The organism is Streptomyces sp. URMC 127 (assembly GCF_051386535.1).
In the GTDB taxonomy this organism is placed as follows: Bacteria; Actinomycetota; Actinomycetes; order Streptomycetales; family Streptomycetaceae; genus Streptomyces.
On record NZ_JBPQTW010000148.1, the window covers coordinates 1 to 16,951 of the forward strand.

The window sequence follows — 16,951 nt, forward strand, 5'->3', positions numbered from 1 at the left end:
GCCGCCACCCGCTCCCGTACCGCGTCGTCGAGGATCCCCCGCGACGCGCGGTCCAGGCCCGTCCACGCCTCGTCCAGGACGAGGAGGCCGGGCGTGCCCATGAGGCCCTGCGCGACGGCGACCTTCTGGCTGGTGCCCTTGGACAGCTCGGACAGCGGCGTGCCCGCGTACGCACCGGCCCCGAACCGCTCCAGCCACGCAAGCGCCTCGCGGGAGGCGGCCGCGCGGCGCAGGCCGTGGATGCGGCCGAGGCGCGTGAGGTAGGCGCCCGCCGTCACCGGCAGCGCGGCGGGGAAGCGTTCGGGGACGTAGGCCGTACGGGGCCGCCCGGTGATCCGGCCGGCGCTGGGGGCGTCGATGCCGGCGAGCAGCCGCAGCAGCGTGGACTTGCCGCTGCCGTTGGCGCCCTCGACCCGCAGCAGGCTCCCCGCGGGGAGTTCGAGGTCGACCCCGCGCAGTATCCAGGGCCCGCCGAGCCCGTAGCGGCGGCCCACCCCCGTCAGTCTCATCCGCTCACATTAAGGGCGCTGCCGGGCGGCTGGCAGACTGGGGGCCGTGACCAGCCCTGATGCACCCGAGTTCGTCCTGCCCCTCGTCGTCCGGATCGAGAAGGACGCCCCGCCCGCCCGGACCGACGCCCTGGAGACGGCGGCGCGCGCCGTCCTGACGCTGCTGTCCGACGAACGGTCCGGCACCGGCGGCGACGGCGAGGACGGCCCGTGGGCGCAGGCCGTACGGGACTGGCAGGACTCGCGGATCCGCAAGGTGGTGCGCAGGGCGCGCGGCGCGGAGTGGCGCAAGGCGTCGGCGCTGCCGGGCATCACGGTGACCGGTGAGCGGGCGGAGGTGCGGGTCTATCCGCCGGTGCCCCTGGACGGCTGGCCCAAGGAGCTCGTGAAGCTGCAGGTGTCGGGGACGGAGCTGGACGAGCCCGAGCCCCCGGCGGAGCCGGACCCCGGGCTGCCGGTGCTGTGGACGAACCCGGAGCTGAAGATGTCGGCCGGCAAGGCGATGGCGCAGGCGGGGCACGGTGCCCAGCTCGCGTGGTGGCGCCTGGACGACGCCGCCCGCGCGGCCTGGCGCGAAGCCGGCTTTCCCCTGGCGGTACGCACGGCGGACCCGGACTACTGGCCGGAACTCGCGGCGAGCGACCTGCCGCTGGTACGGGACGCGGGCTTCACGGAGATCGCCCCCGGCCTGACGGTCGCGGCCGAAGGAGGCAAGCAGTACTGCCCCCTCCCGCGTATACGGCGCCGGTAGCGGATTCCGGCCGGTGCCGTGGCCGCGATCACGCGACCGGTAGCGCTCGGGATGTCCCCTCGGTCCGTCAGGGCCGGGTGCCGGCGGCTTTTCCGGCGCGGGTCGTCCCGCCGGCGCTCATCCAGACGCTGATCAGCGACCGCCCTTGCCCGACGGCTTCGCCGAGAGAGGCGAAAACCTCGTCGTCCGGGGGCCGGAAGGCGGCCGGCGGGGGCAGGGCACTTCTCAGTGCCACTGCCATGGCGCGGAGTTCACCGGCCAGTGCCCGGGACGCGGCAGGGTCCGGTGGCGGGGCGCCGCCGTCCAAGCGGGCGGCCAGGCCGGTGACGGCGTCGGCCGTGCGGGCGGTGTGCGCGACGACGGCGGCGAGAGCTTCGGTGCGGGGGCGGACGGGGGGCTCGGCGAGCATCTGGTCCAGTACGGCGTGGGCCCGGCCGGCCGTCGCGTTCATGGCGCGCCGTCGCCGGGCGCGTTCGGCGGTGTTGCCGGCCTCCTCGGCCGAGGAGAGGAGCAGGAGGTAGTCGGCGGCGGCGTCGTAGGCGCCGGCTGCGGCGGTGCGCAGTTCGAGGTCCCGGCGCGGGGGCCGGAGCAGGTATCCGAAGACGAGCACGACGGCGCAGCCGATGGCGGTTTCCTGCATGCGGACGGGTGCCAGTCCGGGCAGGCCGGTGTGGGTGAGCCGTTCGGTGAGCAGGAGGATGGCGGTGGTCAGGAAGCAGGTCTGCCAGGCGTAGTTGCGGATCACGCCCAGGGAGAGGGCGGCGCCGAGGACGGCCAGGACGGCCGCATCCGGCCAGCCGCGCGGCAGGGCGGCGATGACGGCCGCCGCGAGGAGCACGCCGGCTGCCGTGCCCAGTGCGCGCAGCAGGGCGCGGACGAAGACGGAGCCGAGGTCGGGTTTGAGGACGAAGGCCACGGTCAGGGGGATCCAGTAGGCGCGTTCGAGGGCCGGGAGCCGGGAGAAGCAGGCGGCGATGCCGATGCACAGCCCCGAGCGGGCGGCGTAGGCCCAGGACGGGCTGGAGCCCAGGGTGCGCCGGATGCGGGCGGCGTCGCCGCGCAGGCTCCAGGCATCGCCGGGCATGCCGAGGTGGCTGGTGTGCGGGGTCGTGGGCCGTCCGGGACCGGTCGCCGCGAACGCCTCGCGTACGGCGCGGTCCACGGCGCGCTCGGCCGGGCCGCCGGCCGCGGGGCGGTGAGCGGGCGGGCGGTACGGGTGGTTCGCGTCGACGGCCCGGGCGATCTCCCGGACCAGGGGCGCGTACGCGGACCGGCCCGGAGCGGCCGCGGCTTCGAGGAGCGGGGGACAGCCGTTGAGCGCTTGGATGATCCGGTGGACCTCGCCGCCCGGGCGGGGTGCCCGGGGGCGGTGGCGGACCACTTCCTCATAGGCCCGGTGGAACAGCGCACGGGCGCGGGCCACGGCCGCCATCGTCGCCTCGCGGCCCTCCGCCTCCAGCGCGTCGGCCACCGCCGCGTACACCCCGGCCACCAGGCGCCGCTCCGGACCGCTCCCGTGCAGGGGCCGGCCGACCAGCGCCAGGATGACGACGATCATGCCGCCGGCCAGGAGCAGCAGGGCGGTGACCCGGGCTGGCTCGGGCGAGCCGATGCCGCTCCAGATGATCACGGAGACCAGGGTGTTCATGGCCAGGACGGAGGTGACCGGGCCGATCCGGCTCACCGCCCCCGCCGCCACCGCGAGCAGCGTCAGGACCACGACGAGCGTCCAGCCGTGCCCCGCCAGCAGGGACCCCGCGTAGCAGCCGGCGGCATTGCCGAGCGGCTGCGGCCCCATGCGCACCAGCCGCTGGCGGTACGGACCCCCTTGGTCGGCGAGGATCACCGGGAACGCCCCGAACGCGACAAGCGTGCCCAGCTCGCCCCGCCCGCACAACAGCCCGGCGGCCACCGGGCCTCCCAGCCCGGCCGCCGCCCGGGCCATCGCGGCCCGGTCCGGCGACGACGTGCGGGAGCGGACGGCATGCCGCAGCCAGCCGGGCACGGAGTGCCTCGCCTGTACGGGGGCGGCGGATGGGCCGTGGCGCATGCTTCTCCCCAGAGGTCTCCAGGTCGGTTGCTGGCGCCTCATCCTTCTGGAGCCGGTCCGCCGCACGCGCCTGTGACGTGGCGAGGACGCCGACCGTCACCCGGGAGGGCGCCCGCCGGCGGGGACCACGCGGAGTGTCCGGAACCGTCGCGCTCCGGGCAACCGTTACCGCGCGTGGGTGACCAGCCAGTCCCGGACCAGTGCGTCGTTGGGGGGTTCGAGCAGGGCGAAGTGGTCGACCGGCAGGCGGTCCACGGCGTCGTCCGGCAGGATGTCCCGCCACTGGCCCACGGCGCGTCCGCCCGACCACGGCCGGCCGCCGTCGAGGGTGACGGTGGCCGGGCCCCGGCGGGCGTAGTCGATCTCGCCGCCGGTGTCGCCCTGCAGCAGCCGCACCCGCAGGCCCTGGGGGCGGCTCAGCAGCAGGCCGTCGAGGATGCGGGCGTTCGACTCGTACACCGCCCAGGCGTCCTCGATCTCCTGCCGGCCGGCGTCCCGGGCCAGCGTCCCCGCGTTCTTGGCCGCGACGGTGACCGCGGCGAGGTCGAAGCCGCCGTCCTCGGCGGTGAACTGCTGCGCAGGGGTGGTGATCGACCACCCGACGCGCACGAAGATGTCGAAGGCGTCGTGCACGCTCACGCGGTGGGCGCCGGGGTCCGGCGGGTCGATGAGCAGGGCACGCACCCGTTCACCGCAGCTGTCGTGCAGCCGGCGGGCCACTTCGTAGCCGAACACACCGCCCAGCGAGAACCCGGACACGCAGATGCTTCCGTACTGGTCCGCGCCCCGGTCCAGCAGGACCTCGGCCAGTCCGTCGGCGAGTGCCGCCATGCCCTTGCCGGACAGCTCGGGAGGGGTCTCCATGGCCCACACGGTGTCCCCGGCGGGCAGCATCCTGGACATCGCCGCGTACCGGGTGACGGCTCCGGACAGGGGCGGCAGGAAGACCCACAGCCTGTCCTTGTTCCCCGGACGCATCGTCACGAGGGTGGTGCCGGTGGTGTGGTGGGCGGTGGGTATGCCCGCACGGCGGTCGGTGAGAAGACGCGCCAGCGCGTCGAAACGGGGCGTCCGGTACAGCTCGGCCGCGCGCAGCTGCACCCCCAGCCGGGCACGCAGCTGCGTGATGAGCTCGATGGCCCTGACGGAGTCGCCGCCGGCCTCGAAGAAGCTCGCCGACTCGTCCGGGGGCGGGCTGCCCAGCACCTGTCGCCAGGCCTGCCGGAGCTGTGCGCCCACGTCGGCGGGACCGGCCTCCTGCTCGCCGTCCGCGTCCGGCATGGCCTGGGCCCGGTCGAGCAGCGCGGCACGATCGACCTTGCCGCGTGACGTCAGCGGGAACTCGTCCAGCACGCTGATGCGCGAGGGCACCATGTACGCGGGCAGGTCGGACGAGAGCTGCCGGACGAGCGCCGCTTCGGCGTCCGCCTGCGGCGCGAGGCTCCGGTCGAGCCGGACGAACGCGGCGAGCAGCCGGCTGCCGGCGCCGTCGTACGGGACGACCACCGCGTCGAGGACGAAGTCGACGGCCAGGAGCCGGGAGACGATCTCGCCGGTCTCCACCCGGAAGCCGCCGTGCACCTTGACCTGTGCGTCGAAGCGTCCGTGCAGGTCGTAGCCCCCGTCACGGCGCGCCGTGGCCACGTCGCCGGTGCGGTAGGACCACACGCCGTCGAGCATGCAGAACGCCGGGGACGACGCCGCACGGCCCAGGTAGCCACGGCCGACCGCGACGCCCTGGATGACCAGCTCGGTCGCGCCGGCCGCCCCGTCCGCCGCACTCAGCGGCTCCAGGCGGAAGCCGACACCGTCGATCGGGTCGCCGATCGCAATCGCGTCGCCGGGCGCCAGGTCCCGGTAGCAGACGACGACGGCCGTTTCGGTCGGTCCGTAGCCGTTGACCACGCGGGTGCCGCCGGGGGCGACCGCCGCCCACGCCGCCACCGCGGCCCGGGTGGGCGTTTCCCCGCCGGCCATCACCAGCCGCAGGTCCGGAGCGCGGTGAGCGGCCGCCCCGGCCAGCTCGGCGCCGAATCCGTTGAAGACGCCCGTCGGCAGGCTCAGCACGGTGACACCGAGCCGGCGGCAGTGGTAGAGGAAGTCCTCGGCGCCGCCGTAGACGAACATCTCGTCCCTGAAGGCAAGTTCGCAGCCTGCGTACATCGAGGTGCAGATCTGTTCGAGCGCCAGGTCGAAGGCGATCGAGGAGAAGAACAAGCGGGTGTCGGACGGCGTCAGGCCGTACCACTCGGCGGTGCGCCGCACGTGGTTCTCCAGCGCGGCCTGTTCGATGACGGCGCCCTTGGGGACCCCGGTCGATCCCGAGGTGTAGCCGACGTACGCGGCGGACGAGGTCCGCCGCACCAGCCGCTCGTCCAGCCGGGCCCCCGGCCGCGGACCGGGCGTCACGCCGGACTCCGTGACCAGCGCGACCGGGCGGCAGTCATCGATGATCAACTGCTTGCGGGAGACCGGCAGATCCGGCTCCAGCAGGGTGAAGGCCGCGCCGAGTCCGCTGACCGCGGCCATCGCGACCACGGTGTCGAAGCCGACGGGCAGATCGATGACCACCACGGTCTCCGGAGCGACGCCGAGTCCGGCCAGCCGGGCGGCGAGGTCGTCCGCGGCGCCCGCGAGTTCGCGGAAGGTGAGCCGGTGCTCGCCGCGGGACAGCGCCGTCGCGTCGGGGCGTTCGCTCGCGTGCGCGGCGATCGCGGAGTACAGCAGGGCGGCCTTGTCCGAAGTCATCAGGCGTTCACCTTTCGCGGGCCGGGAGTGGCGGAGGCGGTGGTCGTGGCGGGAGCGGGAGCGGGAGCAGAGGCGGGCAGGACCGCCAGAGCGGTGACCGCGGCGGCCGCTGCCACCACCGCGCCGGTGATCCAGGCCGTGAGGAGGCCGGAACTCAAGCCGTCCGCGAACCACGCCGGGAGCTGTCCCTGTCCGTGGGCGAGCAGGGCGTGGCCGTCGGCGACCGACCGGGCCGCCTCCGGAAGGCCGGGGGCCGAGGAGACCTCGGCTCCGTAACGGGCCGAGAACACCAGACCCATCACCGCGACGCCCGCGGCACCGAAGATCTGCTGGAACATGGCGTTCACGGAGGAACCCACCCCGGTGTCGGCCGGCCGCAGACTGGTGACGATCAGCGTCAGGGCGGGGCCGACGGACCAGCCCATGCCGAGTCCGCAGCTCAGCAGCCCCGCGGCGAGCAGGGGGTAGTGCAGGTCCGCGGCGGCCGTCGCACACAGCAGGCACCCCAGGGCGCCGAGCCCCAGCCCGCCGATCACGGTCGCCTTGACTCCGATCCGCGCGGTGACCCGGATGCAGGACAGCGAGGCGGCCGTCAGTCCCACCGCGAGCGGGAGGAGGCCGGCGCCTGCCGCCAGCGGGCTCCAGCCCAGGCCGTACTGGGTGAACTGCCCGGCGAGGAACACGGTGCCGAAGAGCGCGAAGAAGAGTCCGGACATGGCCACGACGGCTCCGGTGAACTTCCGCTCGCGGAAGTAGCCGAGGTCGAACAGCGGCCGGTCCGTGCGCCGTTCGTGGGCCGTGTACCCGATCAGCGTCAGCAGGCCGGCGGCGCCGAGGGCGAAGCGCAGCGCTCCGGGGATCCGGTCGTCGACGGCGAAGATGACCGCCGAGGCGAGCATCGCGACACCGGCGAGCAGGAGCACCGCTCCGGCGGGGGAGGGACGCCTCGCGGCGGGCGCCGGTTCACCGGCCCGGATCAGGGTGGCGGTGCCGGTCAGGGCGAGCACCCCGACCGGGACGTTGAGCAGGAAGATCGATCCGTACCAGAAGCGGGTCAGCAGCAGGCCGCCCAGCACCGGCCCGACGGCCACGCCGAGGCCGACGACCGCCGGCCACAGCGCAAGGACGCGTCGCCTGCCGCTGTCGGTGAGCTCCTTGGCGAACAGCCCGAAGATGCTGGGCACGATGAACGCCGCCCCGACGCCCATCCCCGCGCGGGACAGGACGAGTGCGAGAACCGAGGGAGCGCACGCTCCCAGCAGCGAGGCGGCGGTGAACACGCCGATCCCCACGGCATAGGAACGGCGCGTGCCCATCCGGTCCGCAAGGCTGCCCGCAATGATCAGCGACGAGGCGAACACCAGCATGTAGGCGTCTATAGCCAATTGGACGTCGGGCGTTCCCGCTCCCAGTGACGCCGATATTTTGGGCACCGCGGTATTGATGATGGAATTGTCCGCGGAGACCATGAAAAGGCTCAGGTAGGCAGTGGCCACGACACCGCTGGTGCGCGACAACAGTTTGGGTCGACTCGTCGTTGGCGACATGCGCTTCTCGATCTTCTTCGGGGGCACGGCACACCGCTGGCCGGGCGTTCGGCACCGATCGGCGCGGATCAACACGGATCAGCACGGAAAGGCCGGCTTTTTTCGCGCCGCAGCGGGAGGGAAATCAGAGCGTATTTCCGGGTCGTGGCCTCGTGCGCCCCAAAACGCAAGCTGTTTTTGGGCTTGCTGGATTCAGACGCTAGCAGCCGCTCCCGAAGAAGATCAAGGGCGGGTGGCTCGCATCACATCCCGCCCGGCGCTGTTTTTGACTCTGTCTCAAATACATGGACAGCGGCGCGGGGGTGGGCTTGGCTCCCCGCCGGAGTGTGCGGCCCTGTTCATGCCGCGCACCGGATCGAGCAACGGCCCCACTGCGGTGGGGAATTCCGCCAAAGGGGCGCACATGACTGCTGAAGCCACCGTCGGGACCGACTGGACCATCATTCCGGAGTTCGTATTCACCGATGCGGAGCGCGAGGCCCTGGAGGCCGCGCTCGGCGGCCTCACCGCGAACCCGTACCGGCTTTACGAGGCCCACCGCTTCCAGGTGGGGCAGCTCATCGCGGGCGGCGCGGTCCCCGAGCGCTTCCGCGCCTACGTCGGCTCGCTCGCGGACCGCGACCGCGCCGCCGAGCCCGTGGTCGTCCTGAAGAACGTCCCGCACGACCGCGATGTCCCGGTGTTCGACTTCGACCAGCCGGTGCGCTCCAAGTACGAGCTGAAGAAGACGTTCGTCGCCGAGGGGTTCCTCGCGCTGTTCGCCCAGCTGGCGAACACTCCGGCGATCGGGTACGTCAACGTCAACGACGGCGACGTCTTCCAGGACATCTACCCCCAGCGGCGCCTGCAGAGCAGCCAGTCGCAGAAGGCGCTGCGGCAGATCCATTTCCACAAGGACCTCGCCAACCACTTCGTGCGCCCCGACCAGGTGTACATGGTCGGGATGCGGAGCAACCCCGTGAACGAGGTCTACACCTCGTTCGTCCGGAACATCGACGTCATCCGCTGCTTCACCGACGAGGAGCTGGAGCTGCTGCGCTCGCCCGAGTTCTACACCCCCTTCGACGACCTGAGCACCATGGGCGGCGGGCGGGTGGAGCTCGGCGAAGCCGACCTGCACCCGGTCATCGGCGGCCGCGGCCCGGAGGACCTGCGGTTCTTCGAGAACCGGACGGTGGGGGTCACCGACGCCGCCAAGGCGGTCGTCCCCAAGGTGGCCGAGACCCTGCACCGGCTGAAGCAGCGGGTCTTCATCGAGCCCGGGGACTTCGTGATCACGTACAACAACCACACGATCCACGCCAAGGAGGTCGTGGCCGTGGGCGACCCGGAGGCGCTGCAGAGCCGCTGGATCATCAAGACGGTGAACGTGGACGACATGACGCCCCACCAGGCCCACCTGGTGCCCGGCACCGACCACCTGATCAACGGCTGACGGCTCTCATCATCTGAGACGAGCGCTTCGGCAACCGGACACCTGTGTTTAAGATCGGAAACCGCTGACCTCGCCGAACCCGCTGCCAGCGGAAATGCGCACGCCATCGCGTGCCCGCGTCCGGGCGGCATACGGATCACCCTCCTCCATCGCCGCCGCCGGACCATTCCGTTTCCGATCCGTTTCCGACGGCCGAGTGGAGGAGGACCACCGGATGCCCGCTGTCACGGACGAACGGCCGGAGTTGAGCGTTTCAGCACGCGCCCTGTCCGGTTGCCGTTTACTCGTCTCACCGCCGCTGGAAGTGCTGGCAGCAGCCGGATTACTGCGCGCGCGGTATCCGGCCCTGCAGAACCGGCCCCGGCGCATTCCGGGATCCGCACAGCGTCACGCACTCAGCCTTCCTCCGGCCGAGGTACGGCAGCGTATTCGTTCCCTGGCCGAGCAGGTGCTCAGCCGCCGGGGAGGCGAGGGAGAGCCGGGAGATGCGGTAAACCGCCATCAACTCGATTTCACGGCCTTCGGGCCGCTCCAGGAGGCGGTGCACGACTTCTTCCAGGACTGCCTCGCCGGCGACTGGCCGCGGATCAGAGCCACCCTGGAATCGGATGTCGCGCTCCGCGCGCACGACCTGGCCCGCTTCGGAGTGCGCCATGTCGTGAGCCGGCTGCCCGGTCTCACCGTCCGCGACACCTGGGACGAGGCGGGAGCAGGGGAGCGCGGGCTGGTGCTGGTGCCCTCGGTCTTCCGGAAGACGGGCGTGCTGCTGGCGAACGAGGCCGGGACGCTGATCACCTACCCGGCGTCCGGGCACCGCACGCTGTGGGACGAGAGCGAGGCGGCCGCCCCCGGGCGGCTCGGCGCCCTGCTCGGCCGGGGCCGCGCGGCGGCGCTGCTGAACATCGGTGACGGCTGCGGCACCGGTGACCTGGCCGACCGGCTCGGCGTCAGCGCGGGGACGGCGTCGGTGCACGTGGCCGCCCTGCGCAACGGCGGCCTGGTCGCCACGCACCGGGTGGGCAAGGCGGTCAGGCATGTCCTGACCCCCATAGGGTCGGCGCTGATCATGGCCCAGGCCTCCGCGGGCGGAAGTGTCCAAAGGGGCTGACGGGGCTCAGGAAGTGTCCAGAGGGGCTGAGGGGGCTGACAGGGAGACCTGTGATACTGGCGGAGAACATGTGTTTTGGCGCCAGGGGGTAAGAAGTTGTCGAAAAGGACCGTGCGCGGCGCGACGGCTCTCGTCGCCGCGGGCGCCGTCGCCGCGCTCGCGATGGGCCTGACCGCCTGCGATGCCGACGAGACGAAGGACGGCGGCAAGAGCTCCGCGGCCGCGTCCTCCTCCGGCTCCCCGGGCGCCGGGCAGAGCCCCGCGGAGGACGACGCGGAGAGCGGGAAGAAGCCCGAGGAGAAGTGGGACGGCAAGGTCAGGGTGCTCGGGGACGGTTCTACGTCCTACACCGGCCCCCAGCCGAACCAGCCCAAGCCGGAGAAGCTGAAGCCGGGCGAGAAGCCGCCGCAGTTCGTCGTCTTCTCCTGGGACGGCGCGCTGGAGGGCGACGACCACCAGTTCTCGCACTTCCGCCAGGTCGCCAAAGAGAACAACGCCAAGATGACGTTCTTCCTCACCAGCATGTACCTGCTGCCGAAGTCGAAGGCGTCGCTGTACAAGCCGCCGCAGCACAAGCCGGGCGACGCGGCGATATCCTTCGCGACCGACCCGCACATCAAGGACACCCTGGCCCAGCTGCGCGGCGCGTGGCTCGACGGCAACGAGATCGGCACGCACTTCAACGGCCACTTCTGCGGGCCCAAGGGCGGCGGCGACTGGAGCGTCGCCGAGTGGAAGAGCGAGATCGAGCAGTCGTATTCCTTCGTCGAGAACTGGAAGACGAACACCGGCCTGAAGAGCCTCCCGCCCCTGCCCTTCGACTTCAAGAAGGAGCTGGCCGGCGGCCGCGCCCCGTGCCTGGAGGGGCAGAAGAACATGCTGGCCGCGGCCCAGTCGTTCGGCTGGCGCTACGACGCGAGCTCGCCCGGCGACTTCCAGATCTGGCCGTCGAAGATCAACAACATCTGGAACTTCCCGCTGCAGCTGCTGCCGTACCCCAAGAGCGAGAAGCAGGTCCTGTCGATGGACTTCAACTTCCTCTACAACCAGTCCGGCGACAACACCAAGGGCGACCCCGCGAAGTACGCGGAGTGGCGGAAGCTGACCCGGGACGGCTACCTCAACGGCTTCGAGCGCGTCTACAACGGCAGCCGGGCGCCGATGTTCGTCGGCAACCACTTCGAGGACTGGAACGGCGGCATCTACATGAAGGCCGTCGAGGACGTCGTGAAGGCCGTCTGCAAGCGGGACGGGGTGCGCTGCGTGTCCTTCAAGCAGCTCGCCGACTGGCTGGACGCCCAGGACCCGAAGGTCCTGGCGAAGTTCCGCGGCCTGGACCCGGCGCAGTCGCCGGACTGGGCGACGCTCGTGAAGTAGAGCGGGCAGTCAGGGATACGGAGCGGGCCGGGGACGCGTCCCCGGCCCTTGCCTCCGCCCGCGCTCACTTCTGCTGCACGGCCTTCATGTACGCCGTCCAGATGTCCAGCGGGTACGTGCTGCCGGTCGCGTCCTTCGGGGCGCCGCCCAGGCCGTCCAGCGGCAGCAGCTCCTGCGTCTTGGGATCGATGCGGGAGAGCGAGACGGCGGTCGAGACCTTGCCGCGGTAGCCGGCGAACCACGCGGACTTGTTCCCCTGGCCCGTGCCGGTCTTGCCGGCCACGTCGCCTGCCGCCTTCGCGCCGGTCGCGGAGCCGCGCCGGACCGCCTCCCGCAGGGCGTCGTCCACGGCCGACGCGACGGACTGCGGCAGCGTGCGCTCGGCCTTCGGCTTCTCGACGGGCACCTCGTTGCCGTTGCGGCTGAGCCGGTCGACGGAGTACGGCTCGCTGTGCAGGCCCTTGGCGGCGAAGGTGCCGTAGGCGCCGGCCATGCGGATCGCGCTCGGGGTCGCCGTGCCCAGGGAGAAGGCGGGCAGCTTCGTGCCGAGGCTGCTCTCCAGCAGGCCCGCGTCGACAGCGGCCCTGCCCACCCGGTCCAGGCCCACGTCCATGCCGAGCTGCATCACCGGGGTGTTCACCGACTGCGCGACGGCCTCCTTGAGGGTCACCTTCCCCCAGGACTTGCCGCCGTCGTTCTCCGCCTTGACGATCTTCCCGGAGCGGTCCCAGTACGGGCCCTCCGGCGTGCGCAGGCTCACCTTGTTGTCGCCGTTGTAGACGGTGGACGGGGAGACGGGCGTACGGGGCTTGCCGCGCTCCAGCTGCACGCCGTCGCGCAGGGCGGCCGCGTAGACGAACGGCGCGAAGGCGGTGCCCGCCGGGACGACGGAGGAGTTCGCGTCGTTGAACCCCTGCTTGAGGTAGCCGGGGCCGCCGTGGAGGGCGACGATGCGGCCGTCGGTGGTCACCGACGCCGCGCCGATGCGCACGTCCTTGTCGGCGTCCCGCTTCTCCGGGTCGAGCCGGCCCCGCACCTCGTCGGCGGCCTTCGTCAGCGCCGCCATCGACGGCTTCTCGAACGTCGTCCGGATCTGGTAGCCGCCCAGGTCGAAGTCCTTCTCGGTGACGGGCGTGTGGGCGCTCACGTACGCCCGCGCCGTCTCCACGAGGTAGCCCGTCTGCCCGGTCAGGCCGGCCGGCTTGGGCGGGGCCTTCGGCTCCGGGAAGGTGGTGTAGCGGGCCCGCTCCTCCTTCGGCAGCTTGCCGATGGCGACCATCCGGTCGAGGATCCAGCTCCAGCGCTCGACCGCCCGCTCGTGGTTCTTCGGGCCCAGCGCCGGGTCGTAGAGGCCCGCGCCCTTGAGCAGCGAGGCCAGGAAGGCGCCCTCGCTCGCGTTGAGCTGCGAGACGTCCTTGCCGTAGTAGGCGTGCGAGGCGCGCTGGATGCCGTACGTGCCGCGGCCGAACCAGCTGGTGTTGAGGTAGCCCTCCAGGATGTCGTCCTTGCTCATCCGGTTGTCCAGCTTGATCGCGATGAACATCTCGGTGAGCTTGCGCGTGAAGGTCTGCTCCTGGTTGAGGTAGGCGTTCTTCACGTACTGCTGGGTGATCGTGGAGCCGCCCTGGGTGCTGCCGCCGGTGATCATCTTGGAGACGGCGCGGACCATGCCGCTCGGCGAGACGCCGCTGTCGGAGTAGAAGGTCTCGTTCTCGGCGGCGAGGGCGGCCCAGCGCACCTTCTCGGGGACCTTGTCCAGGTCGGTGTCCTGCCGGTTGACCTCGCCGGTGCGGGCCATCTCGGTGCCGTCGGCCCAGTAGTAGACGTTGTCCTGCTGCGTGGCGAAGGCGTTGAGGTCGGCGGGTATGTCCGTGCGCGCGTACATGATCGCCACGAGTGCGGCGACGGCGCCCACGACGGACGAGCAGAGCCCGAGGGTCTGGCGCCACGACGGGATCCAGCGCCGCCAGCCCCGCCGGCCCGGGCGCGGGTACGCGGGGCACAGCCGGCGCGACCAGCGCAGCGCGCTCAGTGCGGCGAGGCCGCGCTTGCGGGGAGCGGCGCGTCTACGGCGGGCAGGGCCGGAGGACCGGCGGCCGGCCGGAGCGGGTGATTTCCGGGCATGCGTGGCATGCGCCCCTCTTCGTCGCCCTTTTCGTCGTTCGAACACCGCTCGACCCTATGGGGTGCGCACCCATAGCGTAATGTTTTACTTCCTTGTAAAAGCATTAAATCTTGGGTCATACCCCGCGAAACGAGTAGAAGGATCGCCGGAACACCATGGAAACAGCCACTCCGCCCGTCGTGGTGCGCCTCCCCCGACGCCGCGCGAACGGGGCGCTGGAGGGCGAGGTCCTCGCCGCGCTGCAGCGGGCCGAGGGGCCGCTGACCCCGCGTGAGGTGCAGGCGCGGCTCTCCGGCGAGCTCACGTACAGCACGGTCGTGACGATCCTCTCCCGGCTCCTCAGCAAGGAGGTCCTCACCCGGACCCCGCGCGGGCGGGCCTACGCGTACGCCCCGGTCACGGACGAGGCGGGGCTGGCGGCGCGGCGCATGTACCGCATCCTCGACGGCGTCCCGGACCGCGAGGTGGTCCTGTCCCGCTTCGCGGCGGAGCTGCCGGCGGCGGACGCCGCCCTGCTCCGCGCGCTCCTGTCGGACGGCCTGGGCATCCCGCCCCAGCGGGGCTAGCCCCCGGGGCCCGGCCCCTCCGGCGCTCCCGGGCCGCCCCCCCTTTGCCTCAGGCAGGAAGCCCCGCCACGGCGGGCCGGGGCCGCGCCGCGCCACCCGACAGAAGAGGTCGCCCGGGCCGCCCTCCTTGTCGCAGGCAAGAATCCCCCGCCGCAACGGCGAGCGACCACAGCACCGCATCCCGGCGGTGCCGGACCCGCCTCAGGCCGGCACGGCACCGCCGGACGCCGCCGCGATGGCTGATCACCGCCGCGGCGGAAGGTACGTCGCGGGGCTAGCCCCGGCAGGAACGGCGACGTCGTAGCAGGAGCGCCGCCGCGCCCGACAGCACCGCGCCGCCCGCCGCCAAGGCGCCCGGCTCGGGGCCGGCCGGTTCCTCCTCCGGCGCGTCGCCGTCGGTGATCTCCGTCGTGACGGGTTCGACCGTCCGGATGTTCCCCACCGACCGCACGGAGCCGTCCGCGTTCAGCAGCACCCGCTTGCCGTTCGGGTGGGCGAAGTCGAACATGCCGAGCAGGGAGCCCGCGCGGGTGTCGAAGGACGTGCCGCCGACCGGTTCGGTGTCCCAGTTCCACTCGATGAACTTGAGGACGGACGTCTGCTCGGTCGGCGTGTGGTCGACCGCGTTGACCTTGCTGTAGGGGGAGATCACGAGCAGCGGCTGCCGCGGCCCCGGCCCGCACCGCCCCGCGTGCCCGCCGGCCGCCGCGGGCGCCGCCCGGCAGGCCGGGGCGTCGAGGGGCTTGCCGTGCGGGCCCTTGCCCGGGAGCCGGGAGCCGTTGCGCGGCGCGGCGTAGGCGTGGTCGTACCAGCCGTCGGAGTCGTCGTAGGCGATGACGATCGCCGTGTCCTGCCACTGCGGCGAGCTCTGGATCTTGTTGATCCACTCCACCAGGAAGCGCTGTTCGTCGAGGGGCCCGGAGTAGCCCGCGTGCCCGTCCTGCGCGGCGGGGGCCTTGAGGAAGCTGACGGCGGGCAGCCGCCCCGCGCGCAGGGCGGCGTCGAAGTCGGTCAGGTCGTACTGGTGGTTCGCCCGCCCGGCGTGGCCGATCTCGGCGACGGAGCGCGGCGGGAGGTGATGCGGGTTGGCCGTCGACCGGTAGTACTGGAACGGCTCGTGGTGCGGGCTGTAGTCGATCACCCGCGCCCCGCCGGTGTTGGTGTGCGTGCGGCCGGAGCAGCGCGCGTGGTGGCCGGGCTTGCCGTCCCAGGGGGTGCTCGGGCGGAAGCCGCCCTGGAACCAGCCCCAGGAGACGTCCTCGTCGTTCAGGACGTCGCCGATGGTGCGGCCGGTCATCTCGGCGAGGGGGCTGTGCCCCGTGCGGTCCTTGTTGGAGCAGTCGTCGTAGGCGGGCTCGGGGTCGGTGAGGACCGTGCCGACGCCGTCCGCGTCCGGCGCGGTGACGACGCGGGGGTCGGGCTTCGCGGTCCGCTCGGGCCGCTCCGTGCCGGAGGAGGGGTCGGTGGAGACCACGCCGTGGGTCTGCCCGGAGACGAGGTTGATCGCGCCGGGGGTGGACGGCCCGTACGTGGTGCTGAAGGAGCGGTCGTTGAGGGCGTAGTGCTGGGCGTAGTTCCACAGGGCGGTGACGGTGTTGCCGTCGTAGTAGTCCATGACGAGGCCGGGCTCGCCGAACAGCCGGCCCGAGCACTTCCCGGAGTCGGTGTTCTGCACGTACCGGTCGGCCTTCCCGCCGTTGGCGGCGTACTGCTCGGGGCCGTAGGAATGGTTCTGGTCGCAGGTCATGGCCTGCGCGGCGGACAGCCGGCGCGGCGGGTACTGGTTGGGGTTGCGCCGCAGGAGACCGGCCGTGCGCAGGTTGTCGATCCTGGCGGGGGTGTCGCGGGCGGGCGTGAAGCGCGTGCCGTCGGTGTTCGCGGCGCGCGGGTAGGTGGCGAAGTAGTGGTCGAAGGAGACGTTCTCGTCGAAGACGACGACGAGGTGCTCGACGGGGGACTCGGTGACGGTCCAGTCGCCGGTGAGCGGGGAGCCGGCCGCGGCGGGGGGCGCGCCGAGGACGGCGGTGGCGGCGAAGGCGGCGGCGAGGGCGGCGCTCTTCCTCGCGGCGGCGCCCTTCCTCGTACGGATGCGCATGCGGATGCGGATGCGGCTGGTCATGCGGTTCCTCCGGTTCGGGCCAGAAGGGCGCGGCCGTACCAGTCGGCGCGGTCCCGTACGCCGGGCAGGGCGAAGAAGTACCCGCCGCCGAACGGGGTGACGTAGTCGGTCAGCGGCTCCCCGGCGAGGCGCCTTTGCACGGTGGCGAACTGGCGCTCGGGGTCGCGCTGGTAGCAGCAGAAGAGGAGGCCCTGGTCGAGGGTGCCGTTGCTGTCGGTGCCGCGGTCGTAGGTGTACGAGCGGCGCAGCAGCCGGTGCGCCTCGCTGCCGGGGGTGCGGGGGTGGGCGAGGCGGATGTGGCTGTCGAGGGGCGTGACCTCGCCCTCGGGGTCGTGGGCGTAGCGGGGCGCGTCGGTCTCGTGGACGCCGTCGAGGGGGGCGCCGGTGTCGCGGGCGCGGCCGATGACGCGCTCCTGCTCGGTGAGGGGGATGCGGTCCCAGAACTCGGTCAGCATGCGGATGAGGCGGACGACCTGGTAGCTGCCGCCCACGGCCCACGGCGGCTCGCCGGAGTCCGGGCCGGTCCACACGAGGCGGTCCATGAGGCGGGCGTCGCGGGGGTCGGGCCCGGAGGTGCCGTCCTTGAAGCCGAACAGGTTGCGGGGGGCGCCGGAGG

The 16,951-nt window shown here is 72.4% G+C and carries 13 protein-coding genes; 5 read left to right on the forward strand and 8 right to left on the reverse strand.

The window, feature by feature from the left end; all coding sequences use genetic code 11:
- On the reverse strand, positions 1-509 hold a 509-nt coding region (locus ACSNOH_RS24620; protein WP_436723612.1), incomplete at its 3' end, for an ATP-binding cassette domain-containing protein.
- Positions 510-555: 46 nt separating this feature from the next.
- Here ACSNOH_RS24620 and ACSNOH_RS24625 point away from each other — a divergent pair.
- Entirely contained in the window at positions 556-1,260 is a 705-nt protein-coding gene (locus tag ACSNOH_RS24625) for a peptidyl-tRNA hydrolase (protein ID WP_436723613.1), read from the forward strand.
- 67 nt (positions 1,261-1,327) lie between these two features.
- Here ACSNOH_RS24625 and ACSNOH_RS24630 read toward each other — a convergent pair whose 3' ends face one another.
- From ACSNOH_RS24630 to ACSNOH_RS24640, 3 genes are all read right to left on the reverse strand, one after another.
- Positions 1,328-3,310 (reverse strand): FUSC family protein, encoded by a 1,983-nt coding sequence (locus tag ACSNOH_RS24630; protein ID WP_436723614.1) that lies wholly within the window; start codon positions 3,308-3,310, stop codon positions 1,328-1,330.
- Between the two features lie 165 nt (positions 3,311-3,475).
- Positions 3,476-6,058 (reverse strand): AMP-binding protein, encoded by a 2,583-nt coding sequence (locus ACSNOH_RS24635; RefSeq protein ID WP_436723615.1) that lies wholly within the window; start codon positions 6,056-6,058, stop codon positions 3,476-3,478.
- Positions 6,058-7,554: an MFS transporter gene (locus tag ACSNOH_RS24640; protein ID WP_436723616.1), complete on the reverse strand. Its 1,497-nt coding sequence runs from the start codon at positions 7,552-7,554 to the stop codon at positions 6,058-6,060. The genes ACSNOH_RS24635 and ACSNOH_RS24640 overlap by 1 nt, the downstream gene beginning before the upstream one ends.
- Positions 7,555-8,008: 454 nt before the next feature.
- On the opposite strand from ACSNOH_RS24640, the gene ACSNOH_RS24645 reads away from it, so the two are divergent.
- Complete coding sequence (locus ACSNOH_RS24645) at positions 8,009-9,040, forward strand: hypothetical protein (protein ID WP_436723617.1); 1,032 nt, start codon at positions 8,009-8,011, stop codon at positions 9,038-9,040.
- Between the two features lie 322 nt (positions 9,041-9,362).
- Here the strand turns inward: ACSNOH_RS24645 and ACSNOH_RS24650 are convergent, their stop codons facing one another.
- Positions 9,363-9,587, reverse strand: coding sequence for a hypothetical protein (locus tag ACSNOH_RS24650; protein ID WP_436723618.1), 225 nt, complete (start codon positions 9,585-9,587; stop codon positions 9,363-9,365).
- Here ACSNOH_RS24650 and ACSNOH_RS24655 point away from each other — a divergent pair.
- Entirely contained in the window at positions 9,582-10,148 is a 567-nt protein-coding gene (locus ACSNOH_RS24655) for a hypothetical protein (protein ID WP_436723619.1), read from the forward strand. The genes ACSNOH_RS24650 and ACSNOH_RS24655 overlap by 6 nt on opposite strands.
- A gap of 96 nt (positions 10,149-10,244) precedes the next feature.
- The gene (locus ACSNOH_RS24660) at positions 10,245-11,525 is read left to right on the forward strand and encodes a hypothetical protein (protein ID WP_436723620.1); all 1,281 of its coding nucleotides are present in this window, start codon (positions 10,245-10,247) and stop codon (positions 11,523-11,525) included.
- A gap of 64 nt (positions 11,526-11,589) precedes the next feature.
- Here ACSNOH_RS24660 and ACSNOH_RS24665 read toward each other — a convergent pair whose 3' ends face one another.
- On the reverse strand, positions 11,590-13,440 hold the full coding sequence (locus ACSNOH_RS24665) for a transglycosylase domain-containing protein (RefSeq protein WP_436723621.1): 1,851 nt from the start codon (positions 13,438-13,440) through the stop codon (positions 11,590-11,592).
- A 365-nt stretch (positions 13,441-13,805) separates the two neighbouring features.
- On the opposite strand from ACSNOH_RS24665, the gene ACSNOH_RS24670 reads away from it, so the two are divergent.
- Entirely contained in the window at positions 13,806-14,216 is a 411-nt protein-coding gene (locus tag ACSNOH_RS24670; protein WP_436723622.1) for a BlaI/MecI/CopY family transcriptional regulator, read from the forward strand.
- Between the two features lie 274 nt (positions 14,217-14,490).
- Here ACSNOH_RS24670 and ACSNOH_RS24675 read toward each other — a convergent pair whose 3' ends face one another.
- Positions 14,491-16,335 carry a phospholipase C gene (locus ACSNOH_RS24675; protein ID WP_436723623.1) on the reverse strand — a complete coding sequence of 615 codons (1,845 nt, stop codon included), beginning with the start codon at positions 16,333-16,335 and terminating at the stop codon, positions 14,491-14,493.
- On the reverse strand, positions 16,332-16,951 hold a 620-nt coding region (locus ACSNOH_RS24680), incomplete at its 5' end, for a Dyp-type peroxidase (protein ID WP_436723624.1). The genes ACSNOH_RS24675 and ACSNOH_RS24680, both read right to left, overlap by 4 nt.

Bases quoted from the DNA above. Each gene is read 5' to 3' on its own strand.
- ACSNOH_RS24630 (WP_436723614.1), bottom strand. From the start codon at position 3,310: ATGCGCCACGGCCCATCCGCCGCCCCCGTACAGGCGAGGCACTCCGTG.
- ACSNOH_RS24635 (WP_436723615.1), bottom strand. From the start codon at position 6,058: ATGACTTCGGACAAGGCCGCCCTGCTGTACTCCGCGATCGCCGCGCAC.
- ACSNOH_RS24645 (WP_436723617.1), top strand. From the start codon at position 8,009: ATGACTGCTGAAGCCACCGTCGGGACCGACTGGACCATCATTCCGGAG.
- ACSNOH_RS24670 (WP_436723622.1), top strand. From the start codon at position 13,806: ATGGAAACAGCCACTCCGCCCGTCGTGGTGCGCCTCCCCCGACGCCGC.
- ACSNOH_RS24675 (WP_436723623.1), bottom strand. From the start codon at position 16,335: ATGACCAGCCGCATCCGCATCCGCATGCGCATCCGTACGAGGAAGGGC.